Annotated in this window: 23 protein-coding genes and 1 pseudogene; 21 read left to right on the forward strand and 3 right to left on the reverse strand. The window is 66.9% G+C overall.

Translation table 11 applies throughout. From position 1 onward, the window contains the following. Nucleotides 1-42 precede the first annotated feature (42 nt). From ACP15I_RS17010 to hypE, 20 genes and pseudogenes are all read left to right on the forward strand, one after another. Nucleotides 43-1,371 (forward strand): sensor histidine kinase, encoded by a 1,329-nt coding sequence (locus tag ACP15I_RS17010; protein ID WP_424976099.1) that lies wholly within the window; start codon nt 43-45, stop codon nt 1,369-1,371. Continuing rightward, a complete protein-coding gene (locus ACP15I_RS17015) occupies nt 1,368-2,375 on the forward strand; it encodes a HupU protein (protein WP_424975997.1) in 1,008 nt (335 codons plus the stop codon). The genes ACP15I_RS17010 and ACP15I_RS17015 overlap by 4 nt, the downstream gene beginning before the upstream one ends. After that, nucleotides 2,372-3,805 carry a nickel-dependent hydrogenase large subunit gene (locus ACP15I_RS17020; RefSeq protein WP_424975998.1) on the forward strand — a complete coding sequence of 478 codons (1,434 nt, stop codon included), beginning with the start codon at nt 2,372-2,374 and terminating at the stop codon, nt 3,803-3,805. Before ACP15I_RS17015 ends, ACP15I_RS17020 begins: the two co-directional genes overlap by 4 nt. A gap of 1 nt (nt 3,806) precedes the next feature. Then, the gene (gene hypF / locus ACP15I_RS17025) at nt 3,807-6,071 is read left to right on the forward strand and encodes a carbamoyltransferase HypF (RefSeq protein ID WP_424975999.1); all 2,265 of its coding nucleotides are present in this window, start codon (nt 3,807-3,809) and stop codon (nt 6,069-6,071) included. A gap of 231 nt (nt 6,072-6,302) precedes the next feature. Continuing rightward, nucleotides 6,303-7,394: a hydrogenase small subunit gene (locus tag ACP15I_RS17030; protein ID WP_424965496.1), complete on the forward strand. Its 1,092-nt coding sequence runs from the start codon at nt 6,303-6,305 to the stop codon at nt 7,392-7,394. A gap of 3 nt (nt 7,395-7,397) precedes the next feature. Next, nucleotides 7,398-9,191: a nickel-dependent hydrogenase large subunit gene (locus tag ACP15I_RS17035; protein ID WP_424976000.1), complete on the forward strand. Its 1,794-nt coding sequence runs from the start codon at nt 7,398-7,400 to the stop codon at nt 9,189-9,191. A gap of 14 nt (nt 9,192-9,205) precedes the next feature. Continuing rightward, nucleotides 9,206-9,397 carry a HupE/UreJ family protein gene (locus ACP15I_RS17040; protein WP_424965498.1) on the forward strand — a complete coding sequence of 64 codons (192 nt, stop codon included), beginning with the start codon at nt 9,206-9,208 and terminating at the stop codon, nt 9,395-9,397. A gap of 10 nt (nt 9,398-9,407) precedes the next feature. Then, complete coding sequence (gene cybH, locus ACP15I_RS17045; protein ID WP_424976001.1) at nt 9,408-10,190, forward strand: Ni/Fe-hydrogenase, b-type cytochrome subunit; 783 nt, start codon at nt 9,408-9,410, stop codon at nt 10,188-10,190. 271 nt (nt 10,191-10,461) lie between these two features. After that, nucleotides 10,462-11,069 (forward strand): annotated as a pseudogene (locus ACP15I_RS17050) (HyaD/HybD family hydrogenase maturation endopeptidase). Between the two features lie 4 nt (nt 11,070-11,073). Then, nucleotides 11,074-11,394, forward strand: coding sequence for a HypC/HybG/HupF family hydrogenase formation chaperone (locus ACP15I_RS17055; RefSeq protein WP_424965501.1), 321 nt, complete (start codon nt 11,074-11,076; stop codon nt 11,392-11,394). Nucleotides 11,395-11,399: 5 nt separating this feature from the next. After that, a complete protein-coding gene (locus ACP15I_RS17060) occupies nt 11,400-11,774 on the forward strand; it encodes a hydrogenase accessory protein (RefSeq protein WP_424976002.1) in 375 nt (124 codons plus the stop codon). A gap of 10 nt (nt 11,775-11,784) precedes the next feature. Next, nucleotides 11,785-12,627 (forward strand): hydrogenase expression/formation C-terminal domain-containing protein, encoded by an 843-nt coding sequence (locus tag ACP15I_RS17065; protein WP_424976003.1) that lies wholly within the window; start codon nt 11,785-11,787, stop codon nt 12,625-12,627. Then, the gene (locus tag ACP15I_RS17070; protein ID WP_424976004.1) at nt 12,624-13,499 is read left to right on the forward strand and encodes a [NiFe]-hydrogenase assembly chaperone HybE; all 876 of its coding nucleotides are present in this window, start codon (nt 12,624-12,626) and stop codon (nt 13,497-13,499) included. Before ACP15I_RS17065 ends, ACP15I_RS17070 begins: the two co-directional genes overlap by 4 nt. A gap of 4 nt (nt 13,500-13,503) precedes the next feature. Beyond that, entirely contained in the window at nt 13,504-14,421 is a 918-nt protein-coding gene (locus tag ACP15I_RS17075) for a hypothetical protein (protein ID WP_424976005.1), read from the forward strand. After that, nucleotides 14,414-14,755 (forward strand): hydrogenase maturation nickel metallochaperone HypA, encoded by a 342-nt coding sequence (hypA, locus tag ACP15I_RS17080; RefSeq protein ID WP_424965506.1) that lies wholly within the window; start codon nt 14,414-14,416, stop codon nt 14,753-14,755. Before ACP15I_RS17075 ends, hypA begins: the two co-directional genes overlap by 8 nt. A gap of 1 nt (nt 14,756) precedes the next feature. Then, nucleotides 14,757-15,593 carry a hydrogenase nickel incorporation protein HypB gene (gene hypB / locus ACP15I_RS17085; protein WP_424976006.1) on the forward strand — a complete coding sequence of 279 codons (837 nt, stop codon included), beginning with the start codon at nt 14,757-14,759 and terminating at the stop codon, nt 15,591-15,593. Further along, complete coding sequence (locus ACP15I_RS17090; RefSeq protein ID WP_424965508.1) at nt 15,590-17,074, forward strand: sigma-54-dependent transcriptional regulator; 1,485 nt, start codon at nt 15,590-15,592, stop codon at nt 17,072-17,074. The genes hypB and ACP15I_RS17090 overlap by 4 nt, the downstream gene beginning before the upstream one ends. Nucleotides 17,075-17,086: 12 nt before the next feature. Beyond that, complete coding sequence (locus tag ACP15I_RS17095) at nt 17,087-17,386, forward strand: HypC/HybG/HupF family hydrogenase formation chaperone (protein WP_424965509.1); 300 nt, start codon at nt 17,087-17,089, stop codon at nt 17,384-17,386. After that, nucleotides 17,383-18,531, forward strand: coding sequence for a hydrogenase formation protein HypD (gene hypD, locus ACP15I_RS17100; RefSeq protein ID WP_424976007.1), 1,149 nt, complete (start codon nt 17,383-17,385; stop codon nt 18,529-18,531). The genes ACP15I_RS17095 and hypD overlap by 4 nt, the downstream gene beginning before the upstream one ends. A 69-nt stretch (nt 18,532-18,600) precedes the next feature. Continuing rightward, a complete protein-coding gene (hypE, locus tag ACP15I_RS17105; protein ID WP_424976008.1) occupies nt 18,601-19,632 on the forward strand; it encodes a hydrogenase expression/formation protein HypE in 1,032 nt (343 codons plus the stop codon). Here hypE and ACP15I_RS17110 read toward each other — a convergent pair whose 3' ends face one another. From ACP15I_RS17110 to ACP15I_RS17120, 3 genes are read right to left on the reverse strand one after another with little or no spacing between them, the layout of a single operon-like run. After that, nucleotides 19,633-20,271 (reverse strand): class I SAM-dependent methyltransferase, encoded by a 639-nt coding sequence (locus ACP15I_RS17110; protein ID WP_424976009.1) that lies wholly within the window; start codon nt 20,269-20,271, stop codon nt 19,633-19,635. Then, nucleotides 20,271-20,918 (reverse strand): WbqC family protein, encoded by a 648-nt coding sequence (locus ACP15I_RS17115; protein WP_424976010.1) that lies wholly within the window; start codon nt 20,916-20,918, stop codon nt 20,271-20,273. The genes ACP15I_RS17110 and ACP15I_RS17115 overlap by 1 nt, the downstream gene beginning before the upstream one ends. Then, the gene (locus ACP15I_RS17120; protein ID WP_424976011.1) at nt 20,918-21,853 is read right to left on the reverse strand and encodes a glycosyltransferase family 2 protein; all 936 of its coding nucleotides are present in this window, start codon (nt 21,851-21,853) and stop codon (nt 20,918-20,920) included. The genes ACP15I_RS17115 and ACP15I_RS17120 overlap by 1 nt, the downstream gene beginning before the upstream one ends. A 194-nt stretch (nt 21,854-22,047) precedes the next feature. On the opposite strand from ACP15I_RS17120, the gene ACP15I_RS17125 reads away from it, so the two are divergent. Then, nucleotides 22,048-23,187: a DegT/DnrJ/EryC1/StrS family aminotransferase gene (locus ACP15I_RS17125; protein WP_424976012.1), complete on the forward strand. Its 1,140-nt coding sequence runs from the start codon at nt 22,048-22,050 to the stop codon at nt 23,185-23,187. Nucleotide 23,188 lies beyond the last annotated feature (1 nt).

Below are 23,188 nucleotides of genomic sequence, written 5' to 3' on the forward strand. Positions count from 1 at the left end.
TCGCCTAAACCGGCGATTGGGACTAGGCTTTGAGCCATGCGCATCGAGCCGCCCTCCACGCCGCAACCGGCGAGCACCGTGTCCGGGATCGACGAGTCCGCCTGGTCCGAGGTGCTGCGGGCGGTGGATGACACCTATTCGGCGCTGATCGAGAACCAGACCGCGCTGGAGGCGCGCAACCGCGAGCTGGAGGATCTGCGCCGCTTCATGGGCTCGGTCATGGCCTCGGTCTCGGATGTGCTGCTGGTGGTGTCGCGGACCGGGGATCTGCAGGAATGCAGCGCGTCGCTCTTGCGGCTCGCCGAGCGGGATCGCGACGATATTCTCGAAAAGCCCATCGCCGCGCTCTTTGCCGAAGCGGACAGGCCCCGGCTGGCCGATGCCCTGCAGGCGGTGATCTCGGCCAAGGCGCGGGTGGATTTCGAGGCGGATCTCGACCGGACCGAGGGGGCGGCGACGCTGGAATTCAGCATTGCCCCCCGGCTCGATGATCGCGGGCGCGCGACGGGCGCGGTGCTGACCGGGCGGCCCGTGGGTGAGCTGCGCCAGGCCTATGCCGAGCTCGCTAAGAGCCATGACGCCCTGCAACAGACCCAGGCCCAGCTGGTGCGGAACGAAAAGCTCGCCTCGCTCGGTCGCCTGCTGGCCGGGGTGGCCCATGAACTGAACAATCCGATCAGCTTTGTCTATGCCAACGCCCACGCGATGGAGCGCTACGCCACCAAGTTCGAGACCTATTTCGAGCGGGTGCAGGAGGGCGCGGACCGCGAGGAGCTGGTCTCGTTGCGCGAGGAGCTCAAGCTCGACCGCGAGATCCGCAATCTGCGCGAGGCGATCGACGGGGCCCGGGACGGGGCCGAGCGGGTGCGCGATATCGTGGCCGATCTGCGGCGGCTTTCGGCGGAAGGGTCCGGTGAGACCGAGGAGTTCGATCTGGCCGAGGCGGCGCGCACGGCGGCAAGCTGGGTCGCGCGCGGGGCAAAGGGTGAGCTGCGGATCACCTTCATGGGGCTCGATGCGGCTCCGGTCGCGGGCAAGCCGGGACATATTCAGCAAGTGGTCATGAATCTGGTGCAGAACGCGGTGGATTCCATGGCCGATCAGGAGGATGCCGCGCTGCATTTGGACATACGTCAGACCGGGGATTTTCTGACCCTCGATGTCACCGATACGGGGCCGGGCATTCCGGCGGATGTCGCGCCCCATATCTTCGATCCGTTCTACACCACGAAACCCGTGGGGCAGGGGACGGGGCTGGGCCTCGCGATTTCCCACAAGATCGCCGATGAGCATGGCGGGCGGCTGCTGCATGTGCCGACCGATGAGGGGACCTGCATGCGGCTGGAACTGCCGGTGGTGACGATTCCATGACCCGGCGGAGGAGTATGCTCTGGCTGCAATCCGCGGGCTGCGGAGGCTGCACCATGTCGCTCCTGTGTGCCGAGGCGCCGGGGGTTCTGCACGCGCTGGAGGGGGCGGGGATCGACCTGCTCTGGCATCCGGCGCTGAGTGCCGAGACCGGGGCCGAGGTGCGTGCCCTGCTGGCCGGGATCGAAGCTGGAGAGATCCCGCTCGATATCCTCTGTGTCGAAGGGGCGGTGGCGAAGGGGCCGAAGGGCACCGGGCGCTACCAGATGCTGTCGGGGACCGGGCGGTCCATGCTGGACTGGGTCGAAAGCCTCGCGCCCCATGCGGGCCATGTGCTGGCCGTGGGCAGCTGCGCGGCCTTTGGCGGTGTGACCTCGGCCGGGGGCAACCCGACGGACGCGGTGGGCCTGCAATATGAGGGCACCCATCCGGGCGGCGTGCTGCCGCCGGAATTTCGCGGTGCCGAGGGGCTGCCGGTGGTCAATATCGCGGGCTGCCCGACCCATCCCGACTGGGTGACCGAGACGCTGCTGATGCTGGCGGGCGGGGACCTGACGTCCGAGGCGCTCGACGTCTACGCGCGGCCCCGCTTCTACGCGGATCATCTGGTGCACCATGCCTGTCCGAAGAACGAGTATTACGAATACAAGGCCAGCGCCCGCGCCCTGTCGGAGATGGGCTGCATGATGGAGCATCTGGGCTGCGTCGGCACCCAGGCGGTCGGTGACTGCAATATCCGCCCCTGGAACGGATCGGGCAGCTGCACGCGCGGCGGATACCCATGCGTGAATTGCACGGCCCCCGAATTCGAGGAACCGCGCCACCCCTTCACCGAGACCCCGAAACTCGCCGGGATCCCCGTCGGTCTGCCCACGGATATGCCCAAGGCCTGGTTCATGGCGCTCGCCTCGCTCAGCAAGGCCGCGACCCCGCCCCGGGTGGGCGAGAACGCAACCTCGGACCGGGTGCGGGTGCCGCCGACCTTGCGAAAGCCCCCCGGCGCATGACGGAACGGGAACTTCTGGTCGGGCCGTTCAACCGGGTGGAAGGGGATCTGGAGCTGCGGCTCGAGATTTCCGGCGACCGGGTGCAGGCGGCCTATGCGAACTCGCCGCTCTTTCGCGGGTTCGAGATGATGCTCTTGGGCAAGGCGCCGCAGGATGCCCTGACCCTGACGCCGCGGATCTGCGGGATCTGCTCGATCAGCCAGTCGGCAGCGGCGGCCCGGGCGCTGGCCGCAGCGCAGGGGGTGGGCCCCACCGAGAACGGCGCGCGGGCGACCCAGATCATCCATGCGGTCGAGAACCTGGCGGATCACATCACCCATTTCGCGCTGTTCTTCATGCCGGATTTCGCGCGCCCCGATTACGCGGGGCGGGACTGGCATGGCGCGGTGACCGAGCGGTTTCTGGCCACCAAGGGCTCCATGGCCCATGCCACCCTCTCGGCGCGGGCCGAGCTGATGCATATTCTCGGGCTGCTGGCGGGCAAATGGCCCCATACGCTGGCCATCCAGCCCGGCGGCGTGACCAAGGCCCCGAGCGCGCGGGACAAGGCGCGGATCGCGCTGAGCCTTGCGGGGTTCCGGCGGTTTCTGGAGCGGGATCTTTTTGGCGCCCCGGTCGAGGCCTTTGCCGGTCTCAGCTCGGTCTCGGATCTGCTGGATTGGGGTGATGGGGATGCCGGCCTCTTCCTGCGGATCGCGCGGGATCTGGGGTTGGGCGAGATGGGCATTGGGCCCGGGCGCTACCTGTCCTTCGGGGCCTATGCGGGGGCCGCGGGCCCGGCCTTTGCCCAAGGGGTCTGGGATGGCGCGTTGCGCCCCTTTGATCCGGCGGAAGTGGTCGAGGATCTGAGCCATGCCTGGATGCTGGGCGAGGATGCCCATCCCGAAGCCGGGCAGACCCGACCGGATGAGGATATGGCCGCGCCCGCCTATAGCTGGTGCAAGGCGCCGCGGCTGGCCGGGCAAGTGGCCGAAACCGGGGCCTTTGCGCGGCAAGTGGTGGACGGGCATCCCTTGGCCCGCGCGCTGGTGGCGGCGGGGGGCAGTACGGTGCTCAGCCGGGTGGCCGGACGCCTGCTGGAGGTGGCGCGCACGCAGCTCCTGCTGGAGGAGTGGACCCGGACGCTGGAGCCCGAGGCGGTGTTCATGGTGCAGGGCGAGACCCCGCGCGAGGGGGAGGGCGTCGGCCTCGTGGAGGCGGCGCGCGGCGCGCTGGGTCATTGGTTGCGGATCGAAAGGGGCAAGATCGCGGGCTATCAGATCATCGCGCCCACCACGTGGAATTTCAGCCCCCGCGACCGGCTGGGCCAGCCTGGCGCCGTCGAGGCCGCGCTGGCCGGGGCACCCGTGGGGCCGGGGGAAGAGACCCCGATCGCCGTGCAGCATATCGTGCGCAGTTTCGATCCCTGCATGGTTTGCACGGTCCACTGACATGGAGGGCCGCCGGATCCGCGTGCGCGGGCAGGTGCAGGGGGTCGGGTTTCGCCCGTTCATCTGGCAGCTCGCCCGGGCGCGGGGGCTCCGGGGCGAGGTTCTGAACGACCCTGAAGGCGTGCTGATCCATGTCTGGGGCGCGGATCTGGACGGGTTTGCCGCCGAGATCACGGCCAAGGCCCCGCCGCTGGCGCAGGTCGGCGCGGTCGAGATCGGCCCGCTGGACGGGGTGCCGCCCGAGGGGTTCTCGATTGCCGCGAGCGCCGGGGCCGGGAACCAGACGCGGATCACCCCGGATGCCGCGACATGTGCCGCCTGTCTGGCCGAGATCCGGGACTCGACCGAGCGGCGCTATGGCTATCCCTTTGCCAATTGCACCCATTGCGGGCCACGGCTGACGATCATCGATGCGCTGCCCTATGACCGGGGTCAGACCGCCATGGCGGCGTTTCCGATGTGTGACGCGTGCCGGGCGGAATACGAGGATCCGGAGGATCGCCGGTTTCACGCGCAACCGATCGCCTGCTCGGATTGCGGGCCGCGCCTGGGGTTCGAGCGTGGCGCGGGGGAGGTCGGTGGCGCGGCCATTGACATGGCCGCGCGGTCGCTCGCGGCGGGTGAGGTGGTCGCCATCAAGGGGCTGGGGGGCTTTCATCTCGCCGTGGACGCGCGCAACGGCTCGGCCGTTACTCGCTTGCGGCAGCGCAAGAGACGACCGGCCAAACCCTTTGCCTTGATGGGAACGCCGGAGATGATCGCGCGCCATGCTGAGATGGGCGCGGAAGAGGTCGCGATGCTGCGGAGCCCGGCTGCGCCGATTCTGCTGCTGCCCGCGCGGGGCGAGGCCTTGCCGGAGGCGGTCGCGCCGGGGATGGATACGTTGGGTTGGATGTTGCCGAACACGCCCTTGCATCACCTGTTGCTCGATGCGTTTGGCGGGCCACTGGTCATGACCTCGGGCAACCTCTCGGGCGAGCCGCAGGTGATCGGCAATACCGAGGCGCGGGAGAAGCTCGGCGGGTTTGCCGATGCCTTCCTGATGCATGACCGGGAAATCCGGCGGCGGCTCGATGACAGCGTGATGCGGGTCCTGCCCTCGGGACCCATGGTGCTGCGCCGGGCGCGGGGGCAGGTGCCGGGCACGCTGCCCTTGCCCGAGGGGCTGCGCGATGCGCCGCCCGTCGTGGCCTATGGCGGGCAGATGAAGGGCGCGATTTGCCTGACCAAGGGGGGCGAGGCGCTGCTCGGGCATCATTTGGGCGAGATGGACAATCTGCTGACCATTGAGGCCTTCGATCAGGCGGATGCGGATTACGCGGCCCTGTTTGACCATGCGCCTGCGGCGGTGGCCTGCGATCTGCACCCGGAGTTTCACGCCTCGCGCCATGGGGCGGCACGGGCGGCGGCGCTCGGCGTGCCGCTGATCGAGGTGCAGCACCACCACGCCCATATGGCGGCCTGCATGGCGGAGAACGGCTGGCCGCTGGAGGCTGGTCCTGTGGTGGGGATCATTCTGGACGGGCTGGGGCTCGGCCCCGATGGCACGGTTTGGGGCGGCGAGGTCCTGCTGGGGGACTATGCCAGCTTCGAGCGGTTGGCCTGGCTGAGCCCCGTGCCGCTGGTCGGGGGGGACCGGGCGCAGGCAGAGCCGTGGCGCAATGCCCTGATGCGGCTCGATGCGGCGGGTCTGGGCGATTGGGCGGATCAGGCCTTCGCCGAGAGGCCCCGAACCTTGCTGCGGCAGGCGGCGAAGGCCGGGGTGAATGCGCCGCTTTCGTCCAGTGCCGGGCGGCTCTTTGATGCGGTGGCGGCGATCCTAGGGATCTGCCCGGATGGGCAAAGCTACGAGGGCGAGGCGGCCATGCGGCTGGAGGCTTTGGCGAACAAGGCGCGCGGGGCAGCGCCGGCGGCGTGGGCCTTGGCGGCGGGCAGGGCCGAGGGCGTGCTGGACCCCGGCGCGCTGATCCGAGGGCTGGTGGCCGGGTGCGACGCCGGGATGGACCGGGCGGCGCTGGCCCATAACGCACATTTGTGGATGGCGGAGGCGTTTGCCGCCCCGGCGCGGGCCTGTCTTGCCTCCGGGCGGGCGTCGGCGGTGGTCCTGTCGGGCGGGTGCTTCCAGAATGCGCTCCTGTCCGAGCTGACCCGCGCGGCGCTTGGCGACGGGCCTGTTCTGAGCCATGCCAAGGTGCCTGCCAATGACGGGGGACTCGCGCTGGGGCAGGCGGCGGTGGCGTCAGCGCGGCTGTTGCCCGGCGGATAGAAACTTCCCACCCCTCGCTGGAAACTGGAAACCCGATCACCGGCTTTTCGGGCGTTGCCTTGGTGAAAATCGGATCAAGTATCTGAAAACAATACGGTATTCCGTCGCACACAAATACCGACCCAGCCGTTTGCCCCTTATTTCCATTCCGGCGCCTACTGGGCCAAAGCGCGTCCAGAGGTCCGTTCACAAGGATCCCGGAGCGTAGGGACAGTGAATGGAGGACCCCCGGTGAGTGAGATCGAAACCTTTTATGACGTGATGCGGCGACAGGGGATCACCCGGCGCAGTTTCATGAAATATTGCTCGTTGACGGCGGCGGCTCTCGGGCTCGGGCCGTCCTTCGTGCCGAAGATCGCCCATGCGATGGAAACCAAGCCGCGCACCCCGGTGATCTGGGTGCATGGGCTGGAATGCACCTGCTGTTCCGAGAGCTTCATCCGCTCGGCCCATCCGCTGGCCAAAGATGTGGTCCTGTCGATGATCAGCCTCGATTACGACGATACGCTCATGGCGGCGGCGGGCCATGCGGCCGAGGCGGCGATGGCGGACACGATCGAGAAGTACAAGGGCAACTACATCCTCGCGGTGGAGGGCAACCCGCCCCTGAACGAGGACGGAATGTTCTGCATCTCCGGCGGCAAGCCCTTTGTCGAGAAGCTGAAATACGCGGCCAAGGATGCCAAGGCGATCATTAGCTGGGGGGCCTGCGCCTCCTATGGCTGTGTGCAGGCGGCCAAGCCGAACCCGACCCAGGCCACACCGGTGCACAAGGTCATCACCGACAAGCCGATCATCAAGGTGCCCGGCTGCCCGCCGATCGCCGAGGTCATGACCGGGGTGATCACCTATATGCTCACCTTCGAGCGGATGCCCGAGCTCGACCGGCAGGGCCGCCCGAAGATGTTCTACTCCCAGCGGATCCACGACAAGTGCTATCGCCGCCCCCATTTCGACGCGGGTCAGTTCGTCGAGGAGTGGGACGATGACAATGCGCGCAAGGGCTATTGTCTCTACAAGATGGGCTGCAAGGGGCCGACCACCTACAACGCCTGCTCGACCGTGCGCTGGAACGAGGGGACATCCTTCCCGATCCAGTCCGGCCATGGCTGCATCGGCTGTTCCGAGGACGGGTTCTGGGATCAGGGGTCGTTCTACGACCGGCTCACTGACATCAAGCAATTCGGGATCGAGAAAAACGCCGACCAGGTGGGCCTTGCGGCCGCCGGTGTCGTGGGCGGGGGCGTGGCGCTTCATGCGGCGGTGTCGGCCCTGAAAGCGGCCCAGAAGAAAACGCAATCCGATGCGTCCGAGGAGGTCTGATAGATGACCATTCAAACACCAAACGGCTACACGCTGGACAACTCGGGCAAGCGGATCGTCGTCGATCCGGTCACCCGGATCGAAGGCCATATGCGCTGCGAAGTGAACGTGGATGACGAGGGGGTGATCCGCAACGCGGTCTCGACCGGGACCATGTGGCGGGGGCTCGAGGTGATCCTCAAGGGGCGCGACCCGCGCGACGCCTGGGCGTTTACCGAGCGGATCTGCGGGGTCTGCACCGGGACCCACGCGCTGACGAGCGTGCGTGCGGTCGAGGATGCGCTGGGGATCACCATCCCGGATAACGCCAACTCGATCCGCAATATCATGCAGCTCAACCTGCAGATCCATGACCACGTGGTGCATTTCTATCATCTGCACGCGCTGGACTGGGTGAACCCGGTCAATGCCCTGCGGGCCGATCCCAAGGCGACCTCGGAGTTGCAGCAGATGGTCTCGCCGAGCCATCCCATGTCCTCGCCGGGCTATTTCCGCGATGTGCAGAACCGCCTGAAGAAATTCGTGGAAAGCGGGCAGCTGGGTCTGTTCAAGAACGGCTATTGGGACAACCCGGCCTATAAACTGCCGCCCGAAGCGGATCTGATGGCGACGACCCACTACCTGGAGGCGCTGGATCTCCAGAAGGAAATCGTCAAGGTCCACGCGATCTTTGGCGGCAAGAACCCCCATCCGAACTGGCTGGTGGGCGGGGTGCCGTGCCCGATCAACGTCCATGGCGATGGCGCGACCGGCGCGATCAACATGGAGCGGCTGAACATGGTCAGCTCCATCATCGACAAGTGCATCGAGTTCAACAAGAACGTCTATATCCCGGACGTGATCGCCATTGGCGGGTTCTACAAGTCCTGGCTCTATGGCGGTGGTCTGAGCTCGCAGGCGGTGCTGGCCTATGGGGATATCCCCGAGCATGCCAACAATTTCGACGCGGACCAGCTGCACCTGCCGCGCGGAGCGATCATCAACGGGGATCTGAGCACAGTCCATGACGTGGATGTGCGCGATCCCGAGCAGGTTCAGGAATTCGTCGACCACTCCTGGTATGACTATGGCGAGCCGGGCAAGGGCCTGCATCCGTGGGACGGGGTGACCGAGGCGAAGTTCGAGCTGGGACCGAACCTCAAGGGCACCAAGACCAACATCAAGGAGATCGACGAGGCCGCGAAATACTCGTGGATCAAGGCGCCGCGCTGGCGGGGTCACGCGATGGAGGTTGGACCGCTCTCGCGCTACATCATCGGGTATGCCAAGGGCCACGAGGACATCTCGGAACAGGTCACGGGCCTTTTGCGGACCATGGATCTGCCGGTGAAGGCGCTCTTCTCGACGCTGGGGCGGACCGCGGCGCGGGCGCTGGAGTCCGAGTATTGCGGACGCTTGCAGAAATACTTCTTCGACAAGCTCGTCACCAACATCAAGAACGGCGACGAGAGCACCGCGAATATCGAGAAGTGGGATCCGTCGAGCTGGCCGAAAGAGGCCAAGGGCGTCGGCATGACCGAGGCCCCGCGCGGCGCGCTCGGCCACTGGGTGCAGGTCAAGGATGGCCGGATCGAGAACTACCAATGCGTGGTTCCGACCACCTGGAACGGCTCGCCCCGGGACAAGGACGGCAATATCGGCGCCTTCGAGGCCAGTCTGATGAACACCCCCATGGAGCGGCCCGAGGAGCCGGTCGAGATCCTGCGCACGCTGCACAGCTTCGATCCCTGCCTTGCCTGTTCGACCCATGTGATGTCGCCGGACGGGGATGAGCTGACCACTGTCAAAGTACGCTGAGGGAGGGCGTGATCATGAAAACCGCAGCGATTTACCTGCTGACGGCCGGGGCGGCACTTGCCCATCCCGGCCACCCCGAGGCCGAGGCCGGCGTGATCCATTGGCTCACATCGGTCGACCACCTGCTGGTCGTGGCCGCGCTGGGCTACGCATTCGGGCTGGCCCTGCCGGCCTTGCGGGCGCGGCTTGGCCGCAAGTCGGAATGAGGGGGCTGCCATGAACACCAGCACCCGCACCATCCACAAGCCCAACGCCGAGGTGGAGCCGCTGCCCTCTTCGCGGCTGACCGGGGATGCCACGGCGGAGGATATCGACAGCATCCGCCGCCGCACCTCGGTCTATGTCTACCAGGCCCCTGTCCGGCTCTGGCACTGGATCAATGCGCTGGCCATCGTCGTGCTCTGCGTGACGGGCTATTTCATCGGCTCCCCGCCGCCCACGATGATCATCGGCGAGGCCACGGACCAGTTCGTCTTCGGTTATATCCGCTTTGCCCATTTCGCGGCGGCCATGATCATGACCATCGGCTTTTTCGGGCGGATCTACTGGGCGATGGTGGGCAACCACCATGCGCGGCAGATGTTCTACCTGCCGATCTTCAACCGGCACTGGTGGGCTGAGATCCTGTTCGAGCTGCGCTGGTACATGTTCCTGGAAAAGGAGCCGAAGAAATACGTGGGCCATAACCCATTGGCGCAAGTGGCGATGTTCTTCTTCATGACCGTGGGGCTCAGCTTCATGATCGTCACGGGCTTTGCGCTCTATGCCGAGGGGATCGGCGCGGGCTCGACGCTCGAGAGCATCTTCGGGCCGCTTCTGGTCTGGGTCGGTGGCAGCCAGACGATGCACACGCTGCACCATCTGGGGATGTGGGCGATCGTGGTCTTCGCGATCATCCATATCTACGCGGCGATCCGCGAGGATATCATGTCACGCCAATCCATGGTTTCGACGATGATTTCCGGGCATCGGACCTTCAAGGATGACCGCCCCGAGTAAGGTGGAATCATATCCCCCCAGAGGGCGTCCTTCGGGGCGCCCTTTTCTGTTGTGGCATCAAAGCATCCGTCTGATCCACAAAGTGGAAAGAAACTTTTCATGCTAATTCCGGAAAAACACAGGAATTGCATGCAATAGTATCCTGAAATCAAGGGTTTGAGGTGGTGCGGCAGAAAGTCTGCCTGACAACTTCCGCGCAACTGACAACGCTTTGAACATTCGCGGTAGAAATCGGAAACAAACAAACCGGTCTGCGGGGGGAATTGACAGAATGACACAGCGTGTGCTGATCCTCGGGATCGGAAATGTGCTTTGGGCGGATGAAGGCTTTGGCGTGCGCGCCGTAGAGGAGCTGGCCCGCCGGTGGAAATTTCCTGACCATGTCACATTGCTCGATGGCGGGACGCAGGGGCTCTACCTGTTGCCGTTTCTCGAAGAGGCGGATGTGCTCTTGGTCTTTGACGCGGTGGATTACGGGCTGGAGCCCGGCACCATCAAGGTGGTCGAGGATGACGAGGTGCCCCGCTTCATGGGCGCCAAGAAGATGAGCCTGCACCAGACCGGATTTCAGGATGTGATCGCCACGGCGCAACTGATGGATCAGTGCCCGAGAAGCTGTGCCTGATCGGGGTGCAGCCGGTCGAGCTGGAGGATTACGGCGGGGGTCTGCGCCCGCTGGTGGCCGAGCGGATCGCCCCGGCCATTGAGATCGCGCTGGACTACCTGGCGCGCCACGGGGTCACGGCGGAACCCGGCCAGAGTGCTGCGGACCTGCTGGCGGACCCGGCGATCCTGCGCGATGCCTATGAAGCCGGTCGCCCCTCCGAGGAGGAGGCCTGCCGCACGGGCGATGCCCGGTTCTTCCCGGCGGGAGCCTGAGCCCATGTGCCTCGGCGTCCCCATGCAGGTGATCTCGATCGACGGGATTGCCGCCCAATGCAGCGATGGCCAGCGCGAAGAGCTGATCGATATCTCGCTCACCCCCGACGCGATCCCCGGCGTCTGGCTGCTGACCTTTCTCGGGGCATCGCGCGAAGTGCTCGACGCGGATGAGGCGGCCAAGATCTCGGCGGCGCTGGGTGGTCTGAGATCGCTCATGGCCGGAGACGGGCTGGGCGATGCCTTCGCCGATCTCGAGGCGCGCGGCCCGCAACTTCCCCCCCATCTCGCCGCGGCGGCAGCCGCTGGCAAAACCACAGGATAATCCCCATGGCCTTTTTGATCACACGATTGACCGACGAGCTGGGCTGGGCACGGCTGGAGGATCTCGGCGCGTTCGAGGCGCTGCTTGCCGCGCCCGGGGCGCATTGCGTCTTTGCCCCCGGCGATCCCGCACGCAACCTCGAGAGCACGGATGTGGCGGTGATCCTGCCCGAGATCCGGCAGGCCTTTCAGAACCGGTTCGACGTGGCCATCGCCACCCCGGCGGTGGAGCAGGACATCCTCAAGGCGGCGGGCGTGTTCAAGACGCCGAGCCTGATCTTTTTCCGCGATGGCGCCATGATCGGCGCGATCCCCAAGGTGCGCGACTGGGACGATTACATGGCCCGCGTCACTCGCATCCTGCAACTTGAGACCGCCTGAGGAGGGCGCCATGGCACAGAACTTTCACCTGCCGCCCACCGGGTTTGGCCCCGGCTCGCAACCCGATCCCAGCGAGGGGCCCGAGCTCGAATACATGCCGCTGCCCTCGGGGATGCGGACCTATTCCACCCATCTGCCCGAGATCGACGAGATCGAAGCGGATGTCGGCACCGCCCTGCGGATGCTGGCCGAGATGGCGGATGCCGCTGACCGGGTCGGGCTTGGCGGTGCGCCCGAGCAGTTCGACCTGCGGCCGCTGGACGGGCCGAACCGGGCGCTGATGGCCGAGACCATGGGCGATGGCGAGGTGTCGATGAAGCTGCGCGGGGTGCCGGCGCTAGCCGTGCAGGAAAGCGTCTTTGCCGGTGTCTGGCAGATCAAGGGCGCGGAGGTCGATCTGATCGAGATCGCGCCCGTGCCGCAGGCCGCGCGGGACCGGGCCTTTGACCCGGTGGCCCCGGCGCTTGGCACCGATGCGCCGCTGACCGCGCAGGTGGTGAATGCCCCGGCGCTTCTGGCCGAGCTGCGCGACAAGTCCGCCGCTTTCGGGCCGGGGGTCGAGACCCATGTGGTGAACCTGACCCTGCTGCCCCATACGGAGGCCGATCTCGACTGGCTGGCCGCGACGCTCGGGACGGGCTCGGTCGATGTGCTCAGCCGGGGCTATGGCAATTGCCGGGTGACGGCCACGGCCACGCCCCATGTCTGGCATGTGCAGTTCTTCAACTCGATGGATACGCGCATTCTGGATACCTACGAAGTAGGTGCCATGCCCGAGGTCGCGCTGGCCGCCTCCGAGGATCTGATCGACAGTGCCGAGCGCCTGCGCGAAGTGCTGGAGGCGATCCGATGAGCACGGCACAGGGCATGACCCCCGGGTTCGAAGGCTCCTATATGGGGGCGGATGCCAAGATCAGCGCCCAGGCGGTGATGGAGTGCAAGATCTGCTGGACCCCCTATGATCCGGCCGAGGGCGACGAGCATCGTCAGGTCCTGCCGGGCACACCTTTCAGCGCGCTGCCCGAGGATTGGTCCTGCCCCAATTGCGACGCGCCCAAGGAGCAGTTTCTGGTTCTGGACGATCCGGGCTCGGTCGCCGCCGAGACCTCCGCCCATATGGAGGAGGCCGTGCGCGCTCTCGTGGCGGATTTCACCGAGATCTATCATGCCAAGATGCGCGACGTGCCGATCATCAACAAGGCGCTCCATGTGGAGGCCGTGGGCTTCCGCGGCCATGGGACGGGCTATCTCGGCGTGCTGGTGTCGCCCTGGTTCATGAACCTCGTTCTGCTGCCCGGGCGCGAGGAGGATTGGGCCGACCTGACCCCCGGCGCCAAGGAGAACCACGATTTCCCCTCGGGCACCTATGAGTTCCTGCACAACACGCGCGAGACCGTGGGGGGCTACAAGGCCTGCTCGCTCTTCTCGCCGATGGAGGCTTTCAACAGCCAGATGCAGGCGCTGGATACGGCCCGCGCGGTGATGGTTGCGCTCTTTGACGAGAACAACCGGGCCGAGACCGACCGCGCCGCCGAGATCCGCGCGACCCGGCAGGCCGAGCTTGATGCGGTGGCCGAGGCCGAAGCGGCGGCGGATGCAGAGACCGAGGCGGAGGCCAAGGCCCGCGCGGTGGCCGAGACCGAGGCCGCCAAGGCCGCGATCCTTGCCGAGGCCCCATCGCGCCGGGCGGTAATTTCCGGTGGTCTGGCCGGGGGCGAGAGCTGAGATCATGGCGGGCACCGGGCTGCAGTTGCACTGGACCGAGGCAGGCGCCCCCCCGCGCCTGATCCCCGGGGCTGCGATGCCGATCGGGGCCTACCTGTCCGGGCGGCCCGCCGAGGAGGCCGCCGTGCTGCTGCCCCGGATCTTCAATGTCTGCGCGGTGACCCAGCGGGTGGCGGCGCGGCTGGCGCTGGACCTGCCGCCCCTGCCGGGCGAGGGGCAGGCGCTCCATGCCGAGATCCTGCGCGAGCATGTGCTGGTCTTTGCCCTGCGCTGGCCCGGCCATCTGGGGCTCTCTGCCCGCCCCGAGCTGCTCCACCTGGCGGGGGAGGGCTTGCGCGCGGCGCTGTTTGGTCCGGACCCGCTGCCCCATACGCTGACGAGCTTTCTCGACCTGTTGCGCAATGCGGATGCGCCGGGGCTAGCGGTGCTGCGCCGGATCGAGGCGCAGTTCGGGCCGGGCGATGCGGTCTGCGCGCCGCTGCCCCTGGCCGGCACCGGCGATCCATTCAACGGCGCCGCGTGTGAGAACTCGGCGGCCGGGCGGCGGGGCGATCATCCGCTGCTGAGTGACATCGAAGGGTTCTATGGCCGTGGCCCCCTCTGGCGTGCGACGGCCCGGGCGCTGGAGGCCGAGGCGCTGGCCCAGGGCTGGCAGCCCCGCGCGCGCCGCCGTGCCGATGGCACCGCCGAGGTTGCCGCCGCGCGTGGTACGTATTTCTGTCGCGCCCGTTGCGATGCGCAAGGTCGGGTCACGGAGTTTGCCCGTGCGACCCCCACGGATCACGGCACCGCTCCGGAGGGCCCGATGCATCAGGCCCTCGCGCGGCTGAACACCCCGACGCGGGCGCGGGTCGGCCTGCTGCTGGCGATCCTCGACCCTTGCGCCCCCGTTGCCGAACAACCGGAGCCCGCCCATGCATGAGATGTCCCTCTGCGAAGGGATCCGCGGCATTGTCGAGGATCAGGCCCGGACCCACAGCTTTGACCGGGTGACGCGGCTGCGGCTCGAGATTGGGCGCTTTGCCGGTGTCGAGAAGGAGGCCCTGCGCTTTGCCTTCGAAGTGGTCATGCGCGGCTCGCCCGCTGAAAACGCGGCGCTGGAGCTGATCGACCTGCCGGGGGTCGCACTTTGTTATGACTGCATGAGCGAAAAAGAGATCAATGACCGCCTGGACCCCTGTCCGGATTGCGGCAGCGGCAAGATGATGCCCCAGGGTGGGGATGAGATGCGGATCAAGGATATGGAGGTGGCTTGAGATGTGCACGGTATGCGGATGCGACGGCGATGGGGCCAAGATCGAGGCGGGCGGGCACAGCCATGCCCATGGACAGGATCATCACCATCATCACCACCACCACGGTCACGACATCCATTTCGGCGAGGGCCCTGCCGGGGTGGAAGTGCCGGGAATGAGTCAGGAGCGGCTGATCGAGATCGAGACCAGCATCCTGTCCAAGAACGACGCCTATGCGGACCAGAACCGCGCAAAGCTCGCCGAGCTGAGCACGCTGGCGCTGAACCTTGTCTCGTCGCCCGGTTCGGGCAAGACGACGCTGCTCTGCAAGACGATCCAGGCGCTGGGCGATCAGCCGCTGGCGGTGATCGAGGGCGACCAGCAGACGAGTGCGGATGCAGACCGGATCCGCGAGACCGGTGCCCGGGCGGTGCAGGTCAATACGGGCAAGGGCTGTCATCTGGACGGGCATATGGTGGGCCATGCGCTGGAGCATCTGGCGCTGGATCCGGGTGCGATGCTGTTCATCGAAAATGTCGGCAACCTTGTCTGCCCGGCGGCGTTCGATCTGGGCGAGGACGCCAAGGTCGCGATCCTGTCGGTGACCGAGGGCGAGGACAAGCCTCTGAAATACCCGGATATGTTCACGGCCTCCAGGCTCGCGATCCTGAACAAGATCGATCTTGCGCCCTATTGCGATATCGATCTCGACCTGATCGAGACGAACCTGCGCCGGGTCAACCCGGAGATCGAGATCCTGCGCGTCTCGGCCCGCACGGGCGAGGGCATGGACGACTGGATCGCCTGGCTGCACCGCGCGCTGGCCGCCAAGACCGCGACCGCGGCGGCGGCGGAATGACCAAGGCACCGCCCCTGCCAGCGGTGCTGCTCGTCGATGACGAGGCGCATTCGCTGACCTCCATGCGGATGGCGCTGGAGGATGAGTTCGAGATCTTCACCGCGCCTGACGCAGAGACGGCCTGGGACATCCTCGAGCGCGAGTGGATCCAGGTGATTTTCTGCGACCAGCGGATGCCCGGGAAGACGGGGGTCGAGCTTCTGTCGGATGTGCGCGAGCGCTGGCCTGAAACCGTGCGGATCATCATCACCGGCTATACGGATGGCGAATCCATGGTCGCGGCGATCAATGAGGCGGGGATCTATCAATTCGTTCCCAAGCCCTGGCATCCCGACCAGCTTCTGATGGTGGCCCGGAATGCTGCCGAACTTTTTTCTCTGAGCCGTGACAATGAGCGGATGAGCCTTGAGATGCGCTATCTCGGGACCACGGCACAGACCAAGCTGGACAAACAGCGCGCCGCTCTGCGCGAGGGGATGGGGTTCGAGACCATCCTCCGCGCGACCAACTCTCCCACCAACGAAACCGTGGCCCAGGCGCGGCAATTCGCGAGTTTCGATGTGCCCGTGCTGCTGACGGGCGAGGTGGGAACAGGCAAGACCGATCTGGCGCGGGCGATGCATTACGCCTCCCTGCGGGCGGATCGCCCCTTCTACGCGTTCAACTGCGCGGGCCTGCCGGATGCGTTTCTGGAGGCCGAGCTTTTTGGCGCGCGCCGCGGCGCGCTGGAGCATTCCAATGCCAACAAGATCGGGCTTTTGCGCAAGGCCGATCAGGCGACGCTCTATCTCGGCGGGATCGACACGCTCAGCCCGGAATTCCAGCTCAGGCTGACCCGGGTGCTGAGCGAGGGCGCGTTCCAGCCCGTGGGCGCGACGGAGGTGCAGACCACCAACGTGCGGCTTCTGGCCGGGACGCACAAGGATCTGCGCGCGATGATGGCCGAGGGCCGGTTCCGGAGCGATCTGTTCTACCTGCTGGCCTCGACCGAGCTGACCATGCCGCCCCTGCGGGCGCGGCCCGGGGACATCTCGATCCTTGCGACCCATATGCTGTTCGAAGCGGCCAGCCAGCATGGCAAGAAGGTCCGCGGCTTCACCGATGGCGCGCTGTCGTTCCTGGAAAACTACGACTGGCCCGGGAACCTGCGCGAGCTGGAAAACGAGGTCACGCGGATGCTGATCTTTGCTCAGGAGGATGTGCTGGGGGCCGAGCTGATCTCGCGCCATATCCTGCAGACCGCTCCGGGCGAGGGGTCGGATGACCGGATGGCGGATCCCGCGGCGATGACCGATGGCTCGCTCAAGGATCGGGTCGAGCTGATCGAGATGCGCATCCTGCGCGAGACGCTCACGCGGCTGAAATGGAACAAGAGCCGGGCGGCGGCGGAACTGGGGCTGAGCCGTGTCGGCTTGCGCGCCAAGCTCGACCGCTACGGCATCACGCCCGCGCCGGAGACCACCGCGCGCGAGCTGGACTGAGGAGGAAACCCAATGTGTCTAGGAATTCCGGGCCAGATAACGGCCATCACCGACCCCGAGCGCCTAATGGCGCAGGTCGATGTGTCGGGCGTGAAGCGCGAGGTCAATGTGGCCTGCGTCGCGGGCAACCGACCGCTTGAGGAGCTGATCGGGACCTGGGCGCTGATCCATGTGGGCTTCGCCATGAGCGCGATTGATGCCGACGAGGCCGCCAAGACGCTGGAGGCCTTGCGCGAACTGGGTGAGGCCCAGGAAGAGATCGAGGCCATGCAGGCCTCCAATGCCATGCTCGCCGGGGAGGGTGCGCGATGAAATATGTTCAGGAATTCCGGGATCCCAAGGCGGCCAAGGGCGTGCTCGCAGCAATTGAAAAAGTCTGCGACGAGATCGGTGCGACCGCCGAGAAACCCGTCCACATCATGGAAATCTGCGGTGGGCACACCCACGCGATCTTTCGCTATGGGCTCGACAAGCTGACCCCGCCGGGGATCGAGTTCATCCATGGGCCGGGCTGCCCGGTCTGCGTGCTGCCCATGAGCCGGGTCGATGAATGCGTGGAGCTGGCCGAACGTCCGGAGGTGATCTTCACAACCTTTGGTGATGCCATGCGCGTGCCGGGGACCCGCAAGTCCCTGCTCCAGGCCAAAGCCGATGGGGCGGATATCCGCATGGTCTATTCCCCGCTCGACGCGCTGGAGCTGGCGCGGCGCAACCCGGATCGCGAGGTGGTGTTCTTTGGGCTGGGCTTTGAGACCACGACGCCCTCGACCGCGCTGAGCATTCAGGCCGCCGCGCGCGAGGGCCTCACGAATTTCAGCGTGTTCTGCAACCACATCACCGTGCCGCCCCCGATCAAGGCGCTGCTCGATGATCCGCATATGGTGCTCGACGGGTTTGTCGGGCCGGGCCATGTGAGCATGGTGATCGGGATCCATCCTTATGACTTCATCGCCGAGGAGTATGGCAAGCCGCTGGTGGTGGCCGGGTTCGAGCCGCTGGATCTGTTGCAATCGGTGCTCATGGTGCTGGAGCAGATCCGCGACGGGCGCGCCGAGATCGAGAACCAGTATGCCCGTGTGGTGCCCGAACATGGCAACCCGGTGAGCCTTGCGGCGATTGCCGATGTCTACGAGCCGCGCCCGACGTTCGAGTGGCGCGGGCTGGGCGAGATCGATGCGAGCGGTCTGCGGATCCGCGCGGCCTATGCGGCGTTCGACGCGGAAGAGAAGTTCGAGATCGGCTATGGCGCCGAGCGCCGTGTGGTCGAAGAGATCGAGGGCTGCGAATGCGGGGCGGTGATGACCGGGCGGATGAAGCCCGTGCAATGTCCGCAATTCGGCCGGGGCTGCACGCCGGAGATGCCTTTGGGCGCGCTGATGGTCAGCTCGGAAGGGGCCTGTGCGGCCTATTACCAGTATGGCGGGGCCCGGGCGCTGGACCCTGTGGCGGCGGAGTAGGGGGCTCTGCCCCCGCGCGCGATGCGCGCTCCCCCGGAGTATTTGACGAACAATGAGAAGGTGGGCGCGATGACGGCCAAGAGCTTGCGCGACACGGCGGTGACCCTGTCCCATGGGGGCGGTGGCAAGGCGATGCGGGATCTGATCGAGGTGGTGTTCACCTCGGTCTTCGAGCCCGACGGGATGGAGGATCAGGCCCGTTTGACCGCCGATGCGCTGGCCGAGCCCGGCGCGCAGCTGGCCTTCACCACGGACAGTTTCGTGGTCGATCCGGTGGAGTTCCCCGGCGGAGATATCGGCAAGATCGCGGTCTGCGGGACGGTGAATGATCTGGCGGTGGGCGGGGCGCAGCCGCTGTGGCTTTCGGCTGCGTTTATTCTTGAGGAGGGGGTGGAGATCGCCTTGGTGCAGCGGGTGGTTGCCTCCATGGCGCGGGAGGCGGCGGCAGCCGGGGTGCGCATCGTGACCGGCGATACCAAGGTGGTTGGGCGCGGCTCGGCGGACAAGATTTTTGTGACCACCTCGGGGGTCGGGGTCATCCCGCCGGGACGGGATCTGGCGGCGGGGCATGTGCGCCCCGGGGATGTGGCGATCGTGAACGGCGTGCTGGGCGACCATGGCGCGACGATCCTCGCGGCGCGCGGAGATATGGCGCTGAGTTCAGAGATTTCCTCGGATTGTCAGTCGCTCAACGGGTTGATGGAGGCGGTTCTGGCTGCCGCGCCCCATGCGCGGGCCGCGCGGGATGCGACGCGGGGCGGTCTGGCCTCGGCGCTCAACGAGATTGCCGAGGCGGCGGGCGTGGGCGTGGTGCTGGAAGAGACGGCGATCCCCATGCGCGACGAGGTGCGCGGCACTTGCGAGATCCTCGGGCTCGATCCGCTTTATCTCGCCAATGAGGGCACGCTGGTCGTCTTTGTCCCCGAGGCGGAGGCGGCCGCCGCACTGGCCGCCATGCAAGCCACCGAGGCCGGGCGCGCGGCCTGCATCGTCGGGCGCGCGGTGGCCGAGCATCCAGGACGCGTGGTCATGACGACCCTGTTCGGCGGCACGCGGATCGTCGATATGCTTGTGGGCGAGCAGTTGCCGCGCATCTGCTGATCAGCGTTCCGAAACCGGCGCGCGATAGACATAGGCGGTGTATTCATAAAGGTCGTAATCCGCGCGCAGGATCACCCGCCGCCCGGCCAGCCCGTAGAGCCAGCGCAACAGCGCGTCGCTTTCCACGTGGAAGAGGTCGTCGCGCTGCCAATCGACCACGGCGGACATGACGTTGAAGGCCATGCCGACGCGGGTCATGCCCCACATGGCGGTGGTGGTGGCGCGCAGGAAGGCCCACATTTCCTCATGGCTGAGGCTGTCCTTGACGGTGAAGAGCCCGTTGGCGACCACATAGTCGAAGGATCCCGGCGCGGGGTCGCGCAGGATGTCGTGACGCTGGAACTGCGCGGGGTCGTGTTTGGCCTGCGCGGCGGTGATCGCGCTGTCGGAAATGTCGAGGCCGAGATAGCGCCGGGGCGGCTGGCCGGCTGCGGTCAGGTGATCGAGAAACGCGCCCGTGCCGCAGGCCAGATCGCAGAGGTCCTTCATCCCGCCCTCCGGGGCCAGCGCGCGCATCACCTGAAACCGGGTTTGCCGGTCGGCCTCGTTCGGCCAGCCTGCGCCCTGGGCGGTGTCGCCATGATCCGCGAGGCGGGTGTCGTAGTAGCGCTGCAGCGCCTCGGGGCTGTGATCCATCATCAGAGGGCCTCCTGGGGCGGGGGCAGCGCGGCACGTTCGGCGCGCAGTGCATCATGGGGTTCTGTCGACAGGGCATGGAGGAGCGAGACCCGCGGGCCCGCATAGGGTTCGAGAAAGGCAAGCCCGAGCCCCTTGGCCCGGAACGCGGCGGGGCTGTAGAGCTCGCGTCCGCCGGGCAGGTTCACATAGGTGGTCGCCTCCACCGCCCTGGCCGCGGCCATCACCCGGTCCTGACCGCGCAGATTCGAGGGCAATGCGAGGGTCGAGCTGCGCAGGAAGGGCGTCTCGATCCCCAGCATGGTACAGGCGCGCCGGAGCTGTCCCTCCAGATAGGTGGTCACGCCTTGCGCGAACGGGGCCGCGAGCGTCTCTGCCATCTCGGCCGAGAGCCAGGGCAGGGCGGCGCAGCGCTCGGCCCAGAGCGTGGGGGCGTCGTCAGCGAAGGCGAGGTCCGCGATGCGGGTGTCCCGCGGCTGGCGCGACAGCGGCAGGGTGAGCCAGCCCCCGTCCGGCAGGGGGGCGCGGTGGATCCGTCCGCGCCGAGGAAACTGCACGCAGTCGAAGAGCACGAAGAGGTCTACCGACGCGATCAGGTGGAAATAGAGCGGGTAGGGGTAGAGATAGGGCTGCATCACCGCGACCCGCATCAGGACCCGCCCGCCTCGGCGGCTGCGCGTGCGGCGCGACGGGCCAGGGCCTCGGCCCGCCGGTCCTCGAAAATCCCGTGGGCGGTTCGAACGCTGCCGGCCTCGGTCATCGCGGCGAGGTCTTCGGGCGTGTAGAACTGCCGGTCGAATTCCGCACGCAGCCCGCCCGCCCGGTAGATCTCGAGCCAGCGCCGCCAGTGCCAGGCGATGTTGCCGCTATGGGCGTCGTCATACCGGTCGAAGACATGGGCGATGTTCTGCACCTTGCGCTCGAAGCGCGCATAGGTGGTGAAGGGCAGATGGGCCACGACGATATCCTGCCCCCGGGCCCGGCGCAGCAGGCTTTCATCCGCAGTGGCGACCTGATGCATGCCCAGCCCATAGCTTTGCACGGTTTCGGGGCGCACCATCAGCTTGGGCCCGATCCGGTGGGTGACCCAGCGCAGGTCGGGATCCTCGGCCATGGCCTGACGCGAAAGCGGGGTGCGCGCCACCAGCAGGGGCAGATCGCGCAGCCCTGCATCCGTGCCGAGCGGGTCCAGCGCCACGGGCCCCACAGGCAAGGCCGCGTTGAACCGTTCGACCACGACCACGTCATGGTTTTCCAGCGCGCGGGTCTGGCGCAGATCGCCATTGCGCGGCAGCCAGAATTCATCCGGATCGGTGACCATCAGCCAGTCCGACCCGTCCCGCGCGACGACCGGGCCAAAGACCGGCCCGTCCAGCTGCAGCGCCTCGGACAGGATCTGCGTGCGGGGGATCGGGTGGACCTGATCATGGGCGGCGCAGAGATCCGCGATGACCTGCGCGGTGCCATCGGTGGACCCGTCATCCATGATGTTCACCGAATACACGCCCCCCCGCAGCAATTGCCGCACGGCGAGCGCGAGGACATCGGCTTCGTCCTTGACCCAGATGACGACACTGATTTTCATGGATTGCGCGCAGCCCCAGTTTTCCGACGCCAATGGTCGGGCCTTGCGTGATCATACGGCCCATGCCGGGTTACTCAAGCCGCGCGGGGCACGTGATCTGTTTGCAATATCGGTGGGTTTCGAGGCAGGTTACGTCATACGTCCCACGCGCGCCCATTTCGGCGCCCGTCCGTCGGACAGATCAACGGAGTGCCATGACCTCGGATCTGCGCAAAGTCTGCGACCCGCTCCTGCCGACCGCGCAGGAGATCATGGGCTATCTCGATGTGCCGGACCGCAATCGCTGGTATGCCAATCGCGGTGAGCTGGTGCAGCGGCTGGAGACGCGGCTGTCCAAGGCGCTGGGCGCGGATCGGGATGTGGTGACCACCGCCGCCTCGGGCACGGCCGCGCTGGAGGCGTCGATCATGGCGACCGCCGGGCGCGCCACGGCGGAGAAGCCTCTGGCCCTGCTGCCGTCCTACACCTTTGCGGCCACGGCCCTTGCCGCCGATCGGTGCGGCTACACCCCCTACTTCGTCGATGTCGACCCGCAGAGCTGGGCGCTTGACCCCGCAGCGCTTGCCGACCATCCGGTCCTGGCGCAGGCGGGCGTCGTCCTGGTGGTGGCCCCTTACGGACGCCTGCCGGATCTGACCGCGTTCGAGGTGTTTCGGGATCAGTCCGGGGTGCCGGTCGTGGTCGATGCGGCGGCGGCGTTCGAGGCCGTGCTGAGCACCCCTGTCGCCCGATCCTCGTCCTTGCCGATCTGCCTGAGCTTTCACGCGACCAAGACCTTTTCCACCGGCGAGGGCGGCGCCGTGGTCTGGGATACCCAGCCCGGGCGGGAGCTGATCTCGCAAGCGACGAATTTCGGATTTCTGAACTCGCGCGAATGCCGGATGTCGGGCTTCAACGGAAAGATGAGCGAGTATCACGCCGCCGTCGGCCACGCGATGCTCGACATGTATGCGCGGCGCGCGGCGGCCTATGCAGAGGTGTCGCGCGGCTACCGCGCGGCCTTTGACGCGCGCGATGTGCCCGGGCGGCTCTTTGTGTCGCCTGAGGTGAGCTCGGCCTATGCCCTGCTGGAGGCCGAGGATCGCGCCAGTGCCGAGCATCTGCATGCGGTCCTGTCCGGGGCCAGTTTCGGCTGGCGGCGCTGGTACGAGCACGGGCTGCACAACATGGCCCATTTCGCCGCCTGCCCGCGCGATCCGCTGCCGGTGACCGAGGATCTGGGCCTGCGCCTCTTTGGTCTGCCCATGGCGCCGGATCTTGCGCCATCGCTGATCGCGGATGTCGCGGCGTGTGTGGCGCCCGTATCCCCGCCGATTTCGCGGTCTGCGGGGTGAG

It is taken from the genome of Dinoroseobacter sp. S124A, from assembly GCF_049801015.1.
Classification (GTDB): domain Bacteria; phylum Pseudomonadota; class Alphaproteobacteria; order Rhodobacterales; family Rhodobacteraceae; genus Dinoroseobacter.

What these genes read in the sequence shown, in the direction of transcription:
- ACP15I_RS17055 (WP_424965501.1), top strand. Translation starts at nt 11,074, where the DNA reads ATGTGCCTCGGCGTCCCCATGCAGGTGATCTCGATCGACGGGATTGCC.
- ACP15I_RS17070 (WP_424976004.1), top strand. Translation starts at nt 12,624, where the DNA reads ATGAGCACGGCACAGGGCATGACCCCCGGGTTCGAAGGCTCCTATATG.
- ACP15I_RS17115 (WP_424976010.1), bottom strand. Translation starts at nt 20,918, where the DNA reads ATGCGGGTCGCGGTGATGCAGCCCTATCTCTACCCCTACCCGCTCTAT.
- ACP15I_RS17125 (WP_424976012.1), top strand. Translation starts at nt 22,048, where the DNA reads ATGACCTCGGATCTGCGCAAAGTCTGCGACCCGCTCCTGCCGACCGCG.
- ACP15I_RS17110 (WP_424976009.1), bottom strand. Translation starts at nt 20,271, where the DNA reads ATGATGGATCACAGCCCCGAGGCGCTGCAGCGCTACTACGACACCCGC.
- hypF (WP_424975999.1), top strand. Translation starts at nt 3,807, where the DNA reads ATGGAGGGCCGCCGGATCCGCGTGCGCGGGCAGGTGCAGGGGGTCGGG.
- ACP15I_RS17095 (WP_424965509.1), top strand. Translation starts at nt 17,087, where the DNA reads ATGTGTCTAGGAATTCCGGGCCAGATAACGGCCATCACCGACCCCGAG.
- ACP15I_RS17015 (WP_424975997.1), top strand. Translation starts at nt 1,368, where the DNA reads ATGACCCGGCGGAGGAGTATGCTCTGGCTGCAATCCGCGGGCTGCGGA.
- ACP15I_RS17075 (WP_424976005.1), top strand. Translation starts at nt 13,504, where the DNA reads ATGGCGGGCACCGGGCTGCAGTTGCACTGGACCGAGGCAGGCGCCCCC.
- cybH (WP_424976001.1), top strand. Translation starts at nt 9,408, where the DNA reads ATGAACACCAGCACCCGCACCATCCACAAGCCCAACGCCGAGGTGGAG.
- hypB (WP_424976006.1), top strand. Translation starts at nt 14,757, where the DNA reads ATGTGCACGGTATGCGGATGCGACGGCGATGGGGCCAAGATCGAGGCG.
- ACP15I_RS17020 (WP_424975998.1), top strand. Translation starts at nt 2,372, where the DNA reads ATGACGGAACGGGAACTTCTGGTCGGGCCGTTCAACCGGGTGGAAGGG.
- ACP15I_RS17090 (WP_424965508.1), top strand. Translation starts at nt 15,590, where the DNA reads ATGACCAAGGCACCGCCCCTGCCAGCGGTGCTGCTCGTCGATGACGAG.
- ACP15I_RS17060 (WP_424976002.1), top strand. Translation starts at nt 11,400, where the DNA reads ATGGCCTTTTTGATCACACGATTGACCGACGAGCTGGGCTGGGCACGG.
- ACP15I_RS17065 (WP_424976003.1), top strand. Translation starts at nt 11,785, where the DNA reads ATGGCACAGAACTTTCACCTGCCGCCCACCGGGTTTGGCCCCGGCTCG.
- hypE (WP_424976008.1), top strand. Translation starts at nt 18,601, where the DNA reads ATGACGGCCAAGAGCTTGCGCGACACGGCGGTGACCCTGTCCCATGGG.
- hypA (WP_424965506.1), top strand. Translation starts at nt 14,414, where the DNA reads ATGCATGAGATGTCCCTCTGCGAAGGGATCCGCGGCATTGTCGAGGAT.
- ACP15I_RS17035 (WP_424976000.1), top strand. Translation starts at nt 7,398, where the DNA reads ATGACCATTCAAACACCAAACGGCTACACGCTGGACAACTCGGGCAAG.
- ACP15I_RS17040 (WP_424965498.1), top strand. Translation starts at nt 9,206, where the DNA reads ATGAAAACCGCAGCGATTTACCTGCTGACGGCCGGGGCGGCACTTGCC.
- hypD (WP_424976007.1), top strand. Translation starts at nt 17,383, where the DNA reads ATGAAATATGTTCAGGAATTCCGGGATCCCAAGGCGGCCAAGGGCGTG.
- ACP15I_RS17120 (WP_424976011.1), bottom strand. Translation starts at nt 21,853, where the DNA reads ATGAAAATCAGTGTCGTCATCTGGGTCAAGGACGAAGCCGATGTCCTC.